We start from the raw sequence: 13,934 nt of genomic DNA on the forward strand, positions 1-13,934 counted from the left end.
TACGGATTAGACGATCACAGTTTCTGGATCTTTGATTGACACTTTTCCTCCGATAAACCAATAGGCTAATGGTACAAAATATAGTGCAGTGAATGTCCCTATAGTCAGACCACCAATCACTGAAAACACCAAAGGTCTTTGCAAATCCGCCCCAAGTCCAGCGCTAAAGACTACTGGAATAAGTGCGAGAATAGTCGTCACAGATGTCATAAGGATAGGCTTAAGCCTGATTTCTCCAGCTTCATAAAGCGCTCTATTCAAAATTTCTTTGGTACTAAGAGAGGTCTCTATGGCATATTTTAACCGAAGCCTATTAATCGTATCTATTTTCAAAATGGCATCATTCACCATGATCCCAAGCATAACCACAAGGCCTATAGCTGACATAACATTCAAAGAAGTCTCTGTTATCAAAAGTACAATAAATGCCCCTCCAATCCCTAAAGGCAAGGTAAAGATAACGATAAGCGGCTGAATAAAACTCTCAAACTGTGCTGATAAGATAAAGTAAAGTAAGACCACTGATACCAACAATATCCCTATCAATTGACTGATAGTTTCTTTGTCCTTAAAATACTGTCCAAAAAAGCCTATTCCGAGATTTTTATTAGCTCCCCATTGGGTGATTTGCGCATCATATTGAGTAGGATTATCAGCTGATAGCAATACAGACTGATACACACCACCTTTGTCTGCTGTGACGAATTTATAATGATTGACATAATCAAATCGGATGAAATTACTTATAGCATATTCGTTTCCGTCTGTGCCTGATACATAATTTTGTCTAAGTATCTGTTCGAAATCATTTCGCTCGCCCTTAATTCTTATTGGGGTAATTTCTCCGAATCTTTTGATCTCTGTAATGGTAAAATTTCCAAATAGCTTTTTTATTTGATCCTGAATACTAGCAACGGAGACTCCATAAGTCGTCATCCTAGCAGCGTCAAGACTAAAAACTACAGAAGCTTCCTTTTGCAGGGCAGGACCTCTTTCGTATTTTTGAGTAGGAAAAGTCTTTAGCCATTCATCCATCCGCTCTTCTTCCACTGGCCTTTTGGTGCCCAAATCTTTCCATCTGACTTCGTAATAAGGTAAATTAGATGCAAATAGTTGATCAAAGGCATTTGGAGCATCCATGATACTTACATTTGCACCAGGGAAATTTTCAGTCAGCAATCCCCTAAACCTGTCCATGAGTGAGTTTTTCTTTTCCTGTGATTCAAACAGGAAATAAACACTCGCTTGCTGTATGGAATTTTCACCATCAAAAAGCAAAAACTGCCGAACACCTATATCCGATTCTGCTTTGAGATATCCATCTCCTAGCGCTTCTAAGCTAGTCAAAAGTCTATCCCGATTTTGATCCACGCCGATAGGTTCATTCCAGTCAATTTCGACCAAGGCATCAAATTTCTCGATTGGAGGTAAACCCTGAGAATCCAATAGTTGACTCACTAGCAAGGCAATTGGTATAAATATCAAAAAGACAACAAAACTCAACCCTCTTCTCAAAAATATCACTTGGTAAAGCTTTTTGTATCCCTTGAGCACTTTCCCAAAAAGTTTACTATCTTCTTTTGCAATATCTTCTACAGGTTTGTTTTTGAAGAAAAAGTGATACAACATTGGCAATAAGATAAATGCCACCAGCAAAGAAACAAACAATATGGCTGCTACAGAAACGGCTTGATCATAGAATAGGGCTCCTGATATGCCACTCAAAAATACCAATGGAATGAATACTGCCAAAGTTGTCAAAACAGAACTAATCAAAGCCGACATTACTTCATTGACTCCCTGAACACAAGCTTCAAAAATAGGCAGTCCTTCTTTTCGTTTTCTAGTAATATTATCCAAGACAATGATCGCATTGTCAATAAGCATCCCCAGACCCAATGCCAAGCCACTAAGAGAGATGACATTGATAGAGATTTCGAAGAAATAGAATACCAAAAAACTAATAATCAAAGACGAAGGTAAGGAAATCCCAATGATGACAGGAGTACGGTAATTTCCCATAAAAACGAACAGAACACCAAATGCGAAAAGTCCACCGAATAAAAGTGATGTTTGTAGATTGCTGATACCAGCGTTCAGTAAGGTTGATTGATCTTGAGTCACATCAAAATCAACTTGAGGATAATCATTCTTGAAATACTCCAATGATTCATAGATCAAGGGCATCATTTCATTCATTTTGGCAGAGGCTTGCTTGTGCACAGTAATCACCAATCCTTCCTGAGTTCCGAAATAATGGTAGCCTAATACATCTTTGGTCTCATACTTAACTTGAGCTACCCTAGAAACATCTACTGTAGTTCCTGAACTACTCCTCACTGGAAGTCTCATAATATCTTCAGGAGTGTCTACTCTTGTTGCCATTCTCAAGTAATACCTAAACTGGCCATCTTCTACACTTATCCCCGGGAGTTCTTCATTACCATTCCTTATGGCTTGAATCAAGTTTTCTTCCGTCATTCCCAAAGCTCTCAATGCTGACCTATCAGGAATAACCGAAATACCCTTCTCCTTTTTACCATTGATATCTACTAGCGACACGCCTTGTAATTGCTCCAGTCGCTTTTTCAGGACATTCTCAGCTAGCAAGCTGACTTCGGCGTAATCTATACCAGGCTTAGGCACTACTTGTACCCTGATGACAGGTATATCGTTGGTATTGATCCTGATGACCTGAGGTCTTATCAGGTCAGAAGGGAGGCTATTGGTAATTCTATCTATTTTTTCATTGACATCGATATAAGCTAGTTCCATTTTGGTACCATAATCGAAAGTCAATCTGATCGTACCTACTTCACTTCCTGCTTTGCTATCTACTTCCTCAAGACCATTTAAGGTCATGAGCTCTTCTCTGATATTCGATAAGACATTCTGCTCTATAGCCTCTGGAGATGCATTGGGATAATTCACCTTGATCACAATTTGAGGTACATCTATAGGCGGAAGTAAGGAGATCGGCAATGTCCTGAATACAATGACACTAAAAACCATCAATGCCACAAATGTCATCAATACGGCTATGGGTCTGGCTAATAAAAATCTAACCATAGCGCCTATTCTTTTACGATTTGAACTGGAGCTTGGTGTGCAAGCTGTAGGTTATTCGTTGTGATTACAGTGCTATTGGCTTCGATACCTGATAGGATCTCTACCTCCTTTCCGTTATCTTTCCCTACTTCTACATAGTTCCACTTGGATTCATTGTTCTCTATAGTAAACACTACAGCCCTACTTGACCTATACACCAACGCTTGTTTTGGAACAACGATACTGTTATTCTGAGGAGCCCTGATGATTGCTCTTGCGTTCATCCCTGGCAGCAATCCTTTCCCAGAATTCACCAAGATACTTACTTGGACAAGGCCATTTTCATCTACTTTGGGATTGATACTTCTTACTGTTCCAGCAAAAGGCTCCGCAGAACCCGAAACAGGATAAACTTCTGCTTTCTGACCTATAGAAATATAATTGATATCTGACTCCAGCACTTTCACCTTCAGCTCCAAAGCCCCAAGATTGATGATTTCCATAAACTCCTCACCATTTGACACCAAGCTACCTTTTTTGATTTTCAAGTCTGCTACCCTGCCAGAAGTAGGTGCTTTGACCACAGATTTCTCGATATCCATTTGCGCTTCTTTCAAATCAATTTCTGCTGCAAAAAAACCACTCTTGGCTTTAATCTGGTCTTGAATACTACTCTTCCTGTCTTCATCTTCTGAGCTCATGATAGAGCCAAAGCTCAAAATCTCTGAGTCAAAATTTGCTTGTGCGTTTTTCAATTGAATCTGGGCTCTCTCTAATTTGAACCTGGCTTCTGAGTCATCCAATCTGGCTAAAACTGCCCCCTTCTCTACTACATCTCCCTCTTTGACTAGCAGTTCACTCAAGACACCTTGCCTTTGAATCACCACTTTCACTTGATCTACTGCATCGATTTTGCCTGTGGCATTGATCAAATAATCAAAGGATCTCTGCTCTGCTTTGGCGGTGCGCACAGGAGTGGCAGCGACCTCTCCCCTAAAGGAATCCTGTGCTATCTCTTCATTCTCCTTTTTTTCTTCCTCACAAGAAAATATACTTCCTATCAGAACAATGGCAATAAAAAACAGTCTACGTTGGCTCATTTGAAAGATGTTAAAGTGTTGGGCTTTCAAATAACTAAAAATTTAAACAATATCAAAATGATGAATTGTTAAAAATCTTAAAAACCTTTCTCCACATCAAAATCTTATCAAAAATAAAACCTTTCAAGGCGATTTTACTTGATACTACCAAAAACTCTTTCGTTCTGATTATCTATAAGAAGCTCTAAAAGATCTATACTTGGTCTGACAAATTCTAAGGGCTCTGGATACAATCTTAATCTCATACCTTCGGGCTTATTTTCTTGGTAGTAATCAATAAGCGATACTATTGTCTCTTGATTAGGTACCTCAAGTCTTACTGGAACTACACCATCTCTAATCATTTCAAGAGATCTTGCGGCTCCTTTGGATAGATCAATCACCCTTTTGGAACTTGGTGGTAGTCTATCATTTACTTTTACCCAAACTTCCTTATTGTTTTTCAGATTGACCACTCGGAGAATTGTCCCAAATGGAAGGTGCTTATGAGCAGCTGTCATCTCCTCCATATTATAGACATCCCCATTAGCTGTTTTTCTTAGGTGAAATCTAGTTCCATAATAACTTGCCTTTCCTTCCTCAATCAAAAATGTGGAATCAGCAACATATACCTGTTCCAATAGTGCAAATTCATCCTGAGCTAAAACTTTGGCTAAAGACAATGCCAGAAAAAACGTAAGCGTAAAATAGACTTTTTTCATTTCCGAGCTTTGGCAATTTATGTGCCAATTTTTATTAAAATTCAAATTCTAACTTGCAATGCTTGCCCTTAGCATCTAACTTTAAATCCATAATGAATTTAAAAACCTGCCGAATATATTATATTTTGCTGAAAACTACACCATTGACTTTTAATTTATGATCAAAATCCTACACACAGCAGACTGGCATTTGGGCAAAAGGTTACAGGATTTCTCTAGAATGGAGGAGCAAAAGTTGGTTTTAGAAGAAATCACCCAAATCGCAGATGAGCAAGATATTGACCTGGTCCTATTGGCTGGGGACATTTTTGATAGCTTCAATCCCAGTCATGAAGCGGTAGAATTGCTCTATAAAACACTAAGAAGATTGTCAAAAAATGGGGCTAGACCGATTATCGCCATTTCTGGAAATCATGATAGTACCCAATTTGTCGAAGCTCCGGATCCACTTGCAAGGGAAATGTGCATTTTTTTTTACAGTCGCTATGATTCTATCATTCCCACTGGAAAGTTGGATAACGGTGTAGAGATTCTTCATTCAGCATCAGGTTTTGTTGAAATCAAGCTCCCTAAACACGAAGCACCTATTCGAATCATTTTGGCTCCCTATGCCAATGAAGTTTTGCTCAAAACATATTTTGGAGAGGAAGATAGAGAAGCTGCCATGCGAAATCTCATGGAGAAAAAGTGGAATGACCTCGCTGACAAGTATTGTGATAGTAATGGTATAAATCTATTTATAGGTCATTTTTTCTTCACAAAGGAAGGCGGAAAACCTGAAGCCGAACCCGAAAGTGAACGCCCAATCTTACATGTAGGCGGTACACAAGCCCTCTTTACCTCTAATATCCCCCCTCAAATTCAATATGCTGCTCTTGGGCATTTGCATAGATATCATGCGGTAAGTAAGTCTCCTGTACCTGCGGTGTATTCGAGCTCTCCCCTAGCCTATTCATTCAGCGAAGCAGATCAAGAGAAAAAAGTCATCATCATCCAAGCCGAAGCTCAAAAGCCTGTAGCATATGAAGCCAAAACACTGGAGTCAGGAAGGCCGCTTTATAGAAAAAGGTTCGATAACCTTGCAGAAACATTGGCTTGGCTAACAGAAAATCCCTATTGCTTTGTGGAGGTCACATTTGCTACAGAAGAATCCATTGATGCAGCCACCAGAAAGGCTATCATGAAAGCACACGACGGCATTGTAAACCTCATTCCAGAAATACTTCGTGTCAAAAGCCAAGAAAATTTAAGCCTCAAAGTGGAAGACCTCAATAAAGATATGATGAGTCTCTTCAGCATGTATTATGAAAGTGAAAAAGGACAAATTCCCAATCAAGCATTGATCGAAATGTTCAAAGAAGTAATCAGCCAAGACTAAGCCCAATGATTCCTATCAAACTCGAAATCCAAGGATTGTATTCATACAAAGAAAAGCAGACGATTGCATTTGATCAACTCACAGCAGCTGGACTTTTCGGTATATTTGGTGCTGTTGGAAGCGGTAAATCTTCTATCCTTGAGGCTATTCTGTTAGCTTTATATGGAAGCACAGAGAGACTTTCTGATCGTGGCGAAAAAAACAGCATGGTCAATCTGCAAAGCGACAGCTTACTCATAAACTTCGAATTCAAAGCTGGTCTAAACAATAGCAAAACTTATATCGCCAGGTATGAGGCTAAACGTAACTCAAAGAACTTTGAGGACATCCGTCCTGCAGAACACACTTTTTATCTCAAAACATCCGCTGGTCTTGAGTCATTGATGATGAGAGGTGAGGATATCGTCGGAATGAAAAAAGAGCACTTCAAGCAAACTGTGATCATCCCTCAAGGTAAATTCAAAGAATTTATAGACCTCAAGCCGAGCCCAAGGGCTGATATGATGAAGGAGCTTTTTGGACTTGAAAGGTTTGATTTAAGTCAAAAAACAGGCAGTCTCCTAAAAAAGGTGCTTCAAGAGAAAACCATACAACTGACCCATTTGGATATTTTGGCCGAGTATACCGAACAACTCCTAGAAGATAAAGAGGCTGAAATCAAATTAATAGCAAACCAAGCAGCTGCATTGGAAAAGGAAATGCAAAATACTGAAATGCATTACAAGAAACAGGAGCAACTGCAAGGCCTGCACCAATCATTGCAAAATTTTGAATTAGAATGGGCTGATTTGAAATCCAAGGAATCTGCTATAGCTGAAAAAAAAACCATCTATAAAGATTTTCTAAAAGCCAAAACTTATCTTAAACCCCTGTGGGATCAGATAGATGAAAGAAACAAAGAAGTAGAAAAATATCTGGTAAGCATCATAGACTGCGAACGATTCAAGGACCGATACGCCGAAGAAATCGCTGATAAAGAAAAAAGGGAAGCTGAGCTAAAAGAAAAAGCCAATCAAAGATCTGAACGTGAATCCAAAATAAGAGACCTCGAAAAACTCAAAGAAATCAAGGGTTTTCAGATTCAAATCAAAGAAACAGAAAGTCAAATAAGTCAGATTCGCCCAAAGCTAGAGGCAAGGACAGCTTCACAAAAAGCACTCGAATCCAACATTAACAAGCTGGAGGAGGAATTAGATAAACAACAAATCCCAAATAGCAATCAACTGGCAAACCTCAAAAGTGCTGTAAAGGATTGGGATAATTGGATTGAAAATAAAAAAAGTATTGAAAGCGAAACTAGTCAGCTTGAAAAATCTAAAAATCAGATCAATCAGGAAATTTCCATAATTCAAAATCAGGTACCATCCGAAGAACAATCTCTTGGCAAATGGTTGGAGCAATTGAAAGTCAATCTCAAAATGCTAGAAAATGAAAAAGATAATCTGATTCAAAAAATTGGTCTTGGTGGACATGTGCATTTGCTAGAAACTGGAAAACCATGCCCACTATGTGGTGCTGTAGAGCATCCTGAACCATTGCTTGCTGAAGTTCAAAACCTTGCACTTCAAAAAAATGAAGAGCAAATAAAAATAGCGAAAATCAAGCTAGAAGATACCTTTGAACAAACTCAAAAAGTAACCGAACTGGGCTTCAAGCTAGAGAGTATCAACCAACAGCTAGAGGCTAAGCAAAAGGATTTTCAAAAAGTAGCAACTCAAATCAAAAACCTAGAGGAAAGCCTAAAAGCCAAAAGCTTTGAAAATATTGAATCAGTTAGACATTTTCTTCAAAATACAGAAAGTGCCATACAGAAAGTAGAAACTCAAAACAGTCAGCTGAAAGACTGGAGGAAGCAGTGGCAAGCAGAAAAGACCGATCTAGAGGCTGAAGAGCAGAAACTCCGTACCATGGAACAGCAGCTTCTGACGCTTCATACCATGCAAGACTCCAAAAGAAGCGACATCAAGGATTGGAGTTTTTGCCAACCATTCATTGACAAAGACGCAGAGAAAATCCAGCAGACTATCCTAAAAGTTCAACATGACATTGATATGACAGTGGATCTTTTGAATGGTATCCAAAAAAGCTTGTTAGAAATCAGAAACAAGCAAGCCACCAATGCTGCAAACCTAGAAATGTATAGAAATGCTTTATCTGACACAAAAAATAAGATAAAAGTACTACAAGATCAATTTGAGACACTCAAAATAACCTATGGTTTCGAAGATGAAGAGAAGTTGATTCAGCTTTTCCATCATTCTTTGGATGCTGACAAGGTCGAAATCGAAATCAAAAACTATGAGCAGCGGGTACACCTGGTTCAATCGAGAATAGCTGAAATCCGCAAAGCAGAAGGCATCAATCAGTTTAGCCAAGAGGCTTTTGAGGAACTGAAAATCTCTCTAAGCAAAAAAAACGAAGCTTTGGATGATATCAAAAAACAGTTCACACTACTAGACAGATCCATCAAAGAGGCTCAAGAAAAATTAAAAGAAAAGAAAAAGATACTTGCAACTTTCGAGATAATAGAACAAAGAGAAAGCAATCTTAGAGAACTTGAGCGACTTTTCAAAGGAAGTGGTTTTGTGAAATACGTGAGTTCGATATATCTCAAAGAGCTTTGCAACACCGCCAACATAAGATTTAATAAACTCACCAAGAACAGCCTTAGCATGGAGATCGATGAAGACAATACATTTTGGGTTGTAGATTACTTGAATGGTGGCAGAAGAAGATTACTCAAAACCCTCTCAGGTGGACAAACATTTCAAGCCTCGCTTTGTCTTGCTCTGGCCTTGGCCGAGAAAATCAAATCACTCAACCAGGCCGATCAAAGCTTCTTCTTCCTCGATGAAGGTTTCGGAGCCTTGGACAGAAATTCGCTGCGTGTAGTCTTCGAAACCCTCAAGGCATTGAGACATGAAAACCGAATCGTCGGTATCATCTCTCATGTAGAAGAACTTCAACAAGAGATTGAAGTATATGCGAAAGTTGAACTCGATGCTGAGCGTGGCAGTCAAGTTGGGTATTCCTTTTAGATTGATATATATATGTAAACTAATGCTTCAAGGTGATTTTGAGATTTAGATATTCATGGATATTATTGGATATTAATGGATACTAGATATTATTGGATATTATTGGATGCAAGATATTTATGGATTTTATTGGGTCTGATTATACCCTTTTTTGCCAGCAACTTCAATTCATTGGCTCAACAAGTTGTTAATGATCAATATCCATAAGTATCCAATATCAATTTATAACGGAAGTTAGATAAATCGGAATTTTGTAATGTTATTGGCAAAGTTCCGTATATCCATATTATTGGATTTTGGATATTAATGGATTTTTGACCCGTATGGGTGGACAAGTTACTGATGGATAAATTGCTCTGTTTTCTTTTTGGAATTTATCCAGAAGTTTCCCTTTTCAGGGGAAATCCTTTCTGTTGAAAAAGGACTAAAAATATAAATTCCTAAGAGATAATTTTGACGAAAAAGAAGCCTACTTGATAATTTAGCGACTTTATACAAGTGTCGGGGATTTCAAGTAGGCTCTAAAATATTATAAAATGGAAAAATCCACATGATTTATGAGATTTTTATAGAAAGCTCCATTTGTGGCTAACATTCAGTATTAAGGATACTAATTCTTATAAAAATCTCTTACAAAAGCTAATAGTTGATTATCTGTCATTTTATCAGAATTCTGTACAGAAACCCATTTATCTTTCATCGACTTACTTTCAGAAACCCTATTTTTCAATTGATCTTTTGCAGTACCTGGCCCAAAAAGTAGAACATCATCATAAGGAGCTATTTTCTGTTCGAGCAATTTGAAATACTCATTCAATTCATTTTGGGTAATATTGTTTTTTCGGTACTCATTATTTGACATATGCTCAGGGTTTGGAGAAAATTGATGGGTGTCATTTTCTTCCCCTTCTTCTCTCTTTATTCGCTCATGTGGAGATATCAATGTTTCTAAAAATTGGGCAGTGCCATCTTGATATCCTATAAAGTGAGCCTTGGATAAATCCAACCAAATACCTACTGACTTGAATTCCATATATTAAATATTTAAAGTGTGAAAATTTGATACGCTGAAATTTACTCAATAATCGTACCCTTTCAAAGTAGATTTTATTCAAATTGGCTTAAATTTGTAGGAAAATAAAACATCTATGGATCAAACGTCAGCCACCAGAGTCAACAAATACCTGAGCGAGGTAGGCTTTTGCTCCAGAAGAGAAGCAGACAAACTGATAGCTCAAGGCTTGGTCACAATCAATGGAAAAATACCTGAAATGGGGACAAAAGTGCTTCCAAGTGATGAAGTTCGGGTCAAAGGAAAACTGATCAATCCTCCTAAAACTGACCATGTCTATATTGCATTCAACAAGCCCATAGGTATCGTGTGTACTACAGATATCAAAGCCGAGAAAAACAATATCATAGATTATATCAACCATCCAAAACGGATCTTCCCAATAGGCCGACTTGACAAGCCAAGTGAGGGACTTATCTTTCTCACAAGTGACGGAGACATCGTGAACAAGATCTTAAGAGCCGGGAACCAACATGAAAAAGAATATGTAGTAACTGTCAATCGACCCATCGGAGATGATTTTGTCAGAAGAATGGAGAATGGCATTCCCATTTTAGACACGGTGACCAAACCATGCAAGGTCCGTAGAATTGGAAAAAACAAATTCAATATCATCCTTACTCAAGGTCTGAACAGGCAAATAAGAAGGATGTGCGAATACCTAGGCTACGAAGTTACCAAACTGAAAAGGATAAGGATCATGAATGTACAGCTTGATCTTCCAGTAGGAAAGTGGAGAGACTTAAGCGACAAGGAAATGCAACTCATTCATCAAATGGTTTCAAATAGCTCGAAAACACAGGAGGAAGGGTGAAGGAGGAAGGAGGAAGGGTGAAGGAGGAAGGGTGAAGGAGGAAGGAATTGAAGGTGCAAGGGTGAAGGGTGAAGGATGAGGGTGGAAGATGGAAGGTTTAAGGAGAAATCCTTGATTCTTGATTCTTGGTTCTTGGTTCTTGGTTCTTGATTCTTGGTTCTTGATTCTTGGTTCTTGATTCTTGGTTCTTGGTTCTTGATTCTTGATTCTTGGTTCTTAGTTCTTGGTTCTTGGTTCTTGATTCTTGATTCTTGATTCTTGATTCTTGGTTCTTGAGTCTAAGTTCTTGGTTCTTGATTCTTGGTTCTTGGTTCTTGGTTCTTGATTCTTGGTTCTTGATTCTTGGTTCTTGGTTCTTGATTCTTGGTTCTTGATTCTTGGTTCTTGGTTCTTGAGTCTTAAAAACTTGATAAAAACTAATACGTGGCACTTGGTACTTAGTACTCATCTCATGGTACTTGGTACAAAGAAAAATAACCTATTTCAACAAAAATATTATGCATTTAAAGACAGACGACCTGATGAGGTTAGAGATTGATTTTGAATCAGGAAGTATTCCTCCTCCTTTCAGCCATCGGTTCAAACTAAAATTAAATTTTGAGAAAAACTTCCTCAATACTTCGTTGGATATGGAGTATACGCACAGGGAAGAATTGACCGACGAGGAGATTTTGAATGAAGGATTTACTTTAGAAGATGATTATCACTGGAAAGGCGAATTACATAATGCATGGGTAGCTCCTATAAAGAAATTATATACTCAGTCAAAGTGGTCTAACAAGAAACTAGAGGAAGAAGAAGGAGGAATCAGGGTGCTAGCAAAAGACATTCATGGCAAAATCACTCGAACTACACCGCTCAATCAGGAAGATTGGCAATATGAAGCACAAGAGTTGATTCAAGCTATCTTTGAAACCAGTCAAAAAGAAGCTCCACTTTCTGTGAACTTCCTACATATTGATTCAGAAAAAACTTTGGAAATTTCTTTGGTTATGAAATTTTCTGTACGAAAAGCCGTTGCGGACATCAATGGCCAGGAAAAACAACTTAACTGGGAGAAAACCAAAGACTTACTTTCCAATGTATTCTTACCTGATTACGATTATGATAAAGTAAAAGAAAGCAAACCAAGTAAAAGAGGATCTTACATTGATTGCGGCGATGGGTTTTGGCACGAATTTGGAAAAGGCATCTATAACATCGATGCCTCTTATGATGCGGTATCTCGCATCAAAGAAGGTTTCTTAAACTTGTAAAAAAAATTCATTATTTAGCTATGAAAAAGCCAAGATTCATTAAAAGTATTTTTGCTCAAATTTTAGGAGCAGTTTTTCTTTTCAGCTGTGCTAGCTGGAACAACACTGAAAAAGGTGCTGCCATAGGTGGTGGTGCTGGAGGTGCTCTAGGTGCTGTATTAGGAAACAAAAGCGGTCAAGCTGGCAAGGGCGCAGCCATAGGAGCTGTAGTAGGTGGAGCAGCTGGTGCGGCCATAGGTATCTATATGGACAAGCAAGCCAAAAAGATCGAGGAGCAAGTAAAAGATGCTGAAGTAGAAAGAGTTGGTGAAGCTATCAAGCTTACCTTTGACTCTGGTATCTTGTTTGGCTTTGATTCTTACTCTTTGACACCACAAGCTCAGGAGAATATCATGAAATTTTCTGAGATTCTTAAGGAATTTCCTGACACCGATCTTTCTATAGAAGGACATACTGATAGCAAAGGGTCTTATAATTATAACTTGGGACTTTCTGAAAGAAGAGCAGCATCGGTTATGAATTACTTAAAAATGCAAGGTGTAGCAAGTGACAGAATGACTACCATTGGATACTCATTCGATAAGCCTATTGCTAGCAATGATACTGAAGAAGGAAGAGCCAAAAATAGAAGGGTTGAAATCCTAATCACAGCAAACGATCAGTTGATTGAAAAAGCAGAAAGCGGAGATATCAACAAATAATTCAAACAAATACATAATCCCCACTTAAAACAAAATCCCTTGGCAATCGATATTGCCAAGGGATTTATGTTTTGGAGTACTTAAATTTTCTTGTTCAGAAATCTTTGCATAACTAAAGCAATTGTTATGCATTATAACAATCATTTCCTAGCATAATCATCCTGTAATCTGACAATATCAGATTCATCAGAAGGTTGTTTAGGGTCAGTGTGAACCCATATCTCCGCTACTACTCCCCAGCCTTCAAGACCGATCAGACGATGACGCTCACCTTGGGCAAGTTTCACCAGCTCATCCATCTCCATCTTGTCTGCCTCTGGCTCTATATCTTCCAAAGATCTTGCTATCGCAGCCTCACCGGATACCAGCTTCCATAGCTCCGATCTTCTATAGTGATACTGCCAAGACAATTTTTGAGAAGGAGCTACCATCAGAATCTTGGGACTATAAGACAAATCACTTTCAAAACTTAAAGAAACTTCTCCGAAGAAATGCTTCTGAAACGCCTCAATCTGATTTGGATCTATCACCAAAAAGGCTCCCCACGGTCTTGTATCGTCATGATCTACGATTGTAAATCCAAGAGATTCAATATGTGATTTGACTTCTTGAAAAACTTCACTTTTTGTTGATGTGCTATTAGGTTGATAGGTAAGCATAGTTTCTAGGTGTTATTTATTTATCAGTTTTTTTCTTTGTTCACTTCTTTCAGAACTTTATATTTTCATTCTCTGTGGTAAAACTTTCAGGCAGTCTACCTAACATAAATTTTGGTATGAAAATTTAAGTCCTTTTCATCATGATTGCATTTTGATAGTACAGGGGA

11 protein-coding genes are annotated in these 13,934 nt (G+C 38.3%); 5 read left to right on the forward strand and 6 right to left on the reverse strand.

The genetic code is table 11. From position 1 onward, the window contains the following. Positions 1-6 precede the first annotated feature (6 nt). The 3 genes from MM214_RS09960 to MM214_RS09970 all read right to left on the reverse strand — a co-directional run bounded on the left by MM214_RS09960 (position 7) and on the right by MM214_RS09970 (position 4,849). A complete protein-coding gene (locus MM214_RS09960; RefSeq protein ID WP_241294895.1) occupies positions 7-3,069 on the reverse strand; it encodes an efflux RND transporter permease subunit in 3,063 nt (1,020 codons plus the stop codon). Positions 3,070-3,074: 5 nt separating this feature from the next. Then, positions 3,075-4,148 carry an efflux RND transporter periplasmic adaptor subunit gene (locus MM214_RS09965; protein ID WP_241294898.1) on the reverse strand — a complete coding sequence of 358 codons (1,074 nt, stop codon included), beginning with the start codon at positions 4,146-4,148 and terminating at the stop codon, positions 3,075-3,077. A 134-nt stretch (positions 4,149-4,282) separates the two neighbouring features. After that, positions 4,283-4,849 carry a septal ring lytic transglycosylase RlpA family protein gene (locus MM214_RS09970; RefSeq protein WP_241294901.1) on the reverse strand — a complete coding sequence of 189 codons (567 nt, stop codon included), beginning with the start codon at positions 4,847-4,849 and terminating at the stop codon, positions 4,283-4,285. 157 nt (positions 4,850-5,006) lie between these two features. On the opposite strand from MM214_RS09970, the gene MM214_RS09975 reads away from it, so the two are divergent. Further along, positions 5,007-6,227, forward strand: a complete 1,221-nt coding sequence (locus tag MM214_RS09975) for a metallophosphoesterase family protein (RefSeq protein WP_241294903.1) — start codon at positions 5,007-5,009, stop codon at positions 6,225-6,227. 5 nt (positions 6,228-6,232) lie between these two features. Further along, entirely contained in the window at positions 6,233-9,265 is a 3,033-nt protein-coding gene (locus MM214_RS09980; protein WP_241294905.1) for an AAA family ATPase, read from the forward strand. A gap of 610 nt (positions 9,266-9,875) precedes the next feature. On the opposite strand, the gene MM214_RS09985 is transcribed toward MM214_RS09980, so the two are convergent. Beyond that, positions 9,876-10,298 carry a hypothetical protein gene (locus tag MM214_RS09985; RefSeq protein WP_241294907.1) on the reverse strand — a complete coding sequence of 141 codons (423 nt, stop codon included), beginning with the start codon at positions 10,296-10,298 and terminating at the stop codon, positions 9,876-9,878. A gap of 115 nt (positions 10,299-10,413) precedes the next feature. Between MM214_RS09985 and rluF the strand changes: the two genes are divergently transcribed. Then, positions 10,414-11,151 (forward strand): 23S rRNA pseudouridine(2604) synthase RluF, encoded by a 738-nt coding sequence (gene rluF / locus MM214_RS09990; RefSeq protein WP_241294909.1) that lies wholly within the window; start codon positions 10,414-10,416, stop codon positions 11,149-11,151. 97 nt (positions 11,152-11,248) lie between these two features. Here the strand turns inward: rluF and MM214_RS09995 are convergent, their stop codons facing one another. Continuing rightward, entirely contained in the window at positions 11,249-11,599 is a 351-nt protein-coding gene (locus MM214_RS09995) for a hypothetical protein (RefSeq protein WP_241294911.1), read from the reverse strand. Positions 11,600-11,648: 49 nt separating this feature from the next. On the opposite strand from MM214_RS09995, the gene MM214_RS10000 reads away from it, so the two are divergent. Next, complete coding sequence (locus tag MM214_RS10000) at positions 11,649-12,407, forward strand: hypothetical protein (RefSeq protein ID WP_241294913.1); 759 nt, start codon at positions 11,649-11,651, stop codon at positions 12,405-12,407. A gap of 20 nt (positions 12,408-12,427) precedes the next feature. Continuing rightward, on the forward strand, positions 12,428-13,108 hold the full coding sequence (locus MM214_RS10005; protein WP_241294915.1) for an OmpA family protein: 681 nt from the start codon (positions 12,428-12,430) through the stop codon (positions 13,106-13,108). A 140-nt stretch (positions 13,109-13,248) separates the two neighbouring features. On the opposite strand, the gene MM214_RS10010 is transcribed toward MM214_RS10005, so the two are convergent. Beyond that, positions 13,249-13,767, reverse strand: a complete 519-nt coding sequence (locus MM214_RS10010) for a cupin domain-containing protein (RefSeq protein WP_241294917.1) — start codon at positions 13,765-13,767, stop codon at positions 13,249-13,251. Between the last annotated feature and the right edge of the window lie 167 nt (positions 13,768-13,934).

This window comes from Belliella kenyensis, from assembly GCF_022549675.1.
GTDB classification, from domain to species: Bacteria; Bacteroidota; Bacteroidia; order Cytophagales; family Cyclobacteriaceae; genus Belliella; species Belliella kenyensis.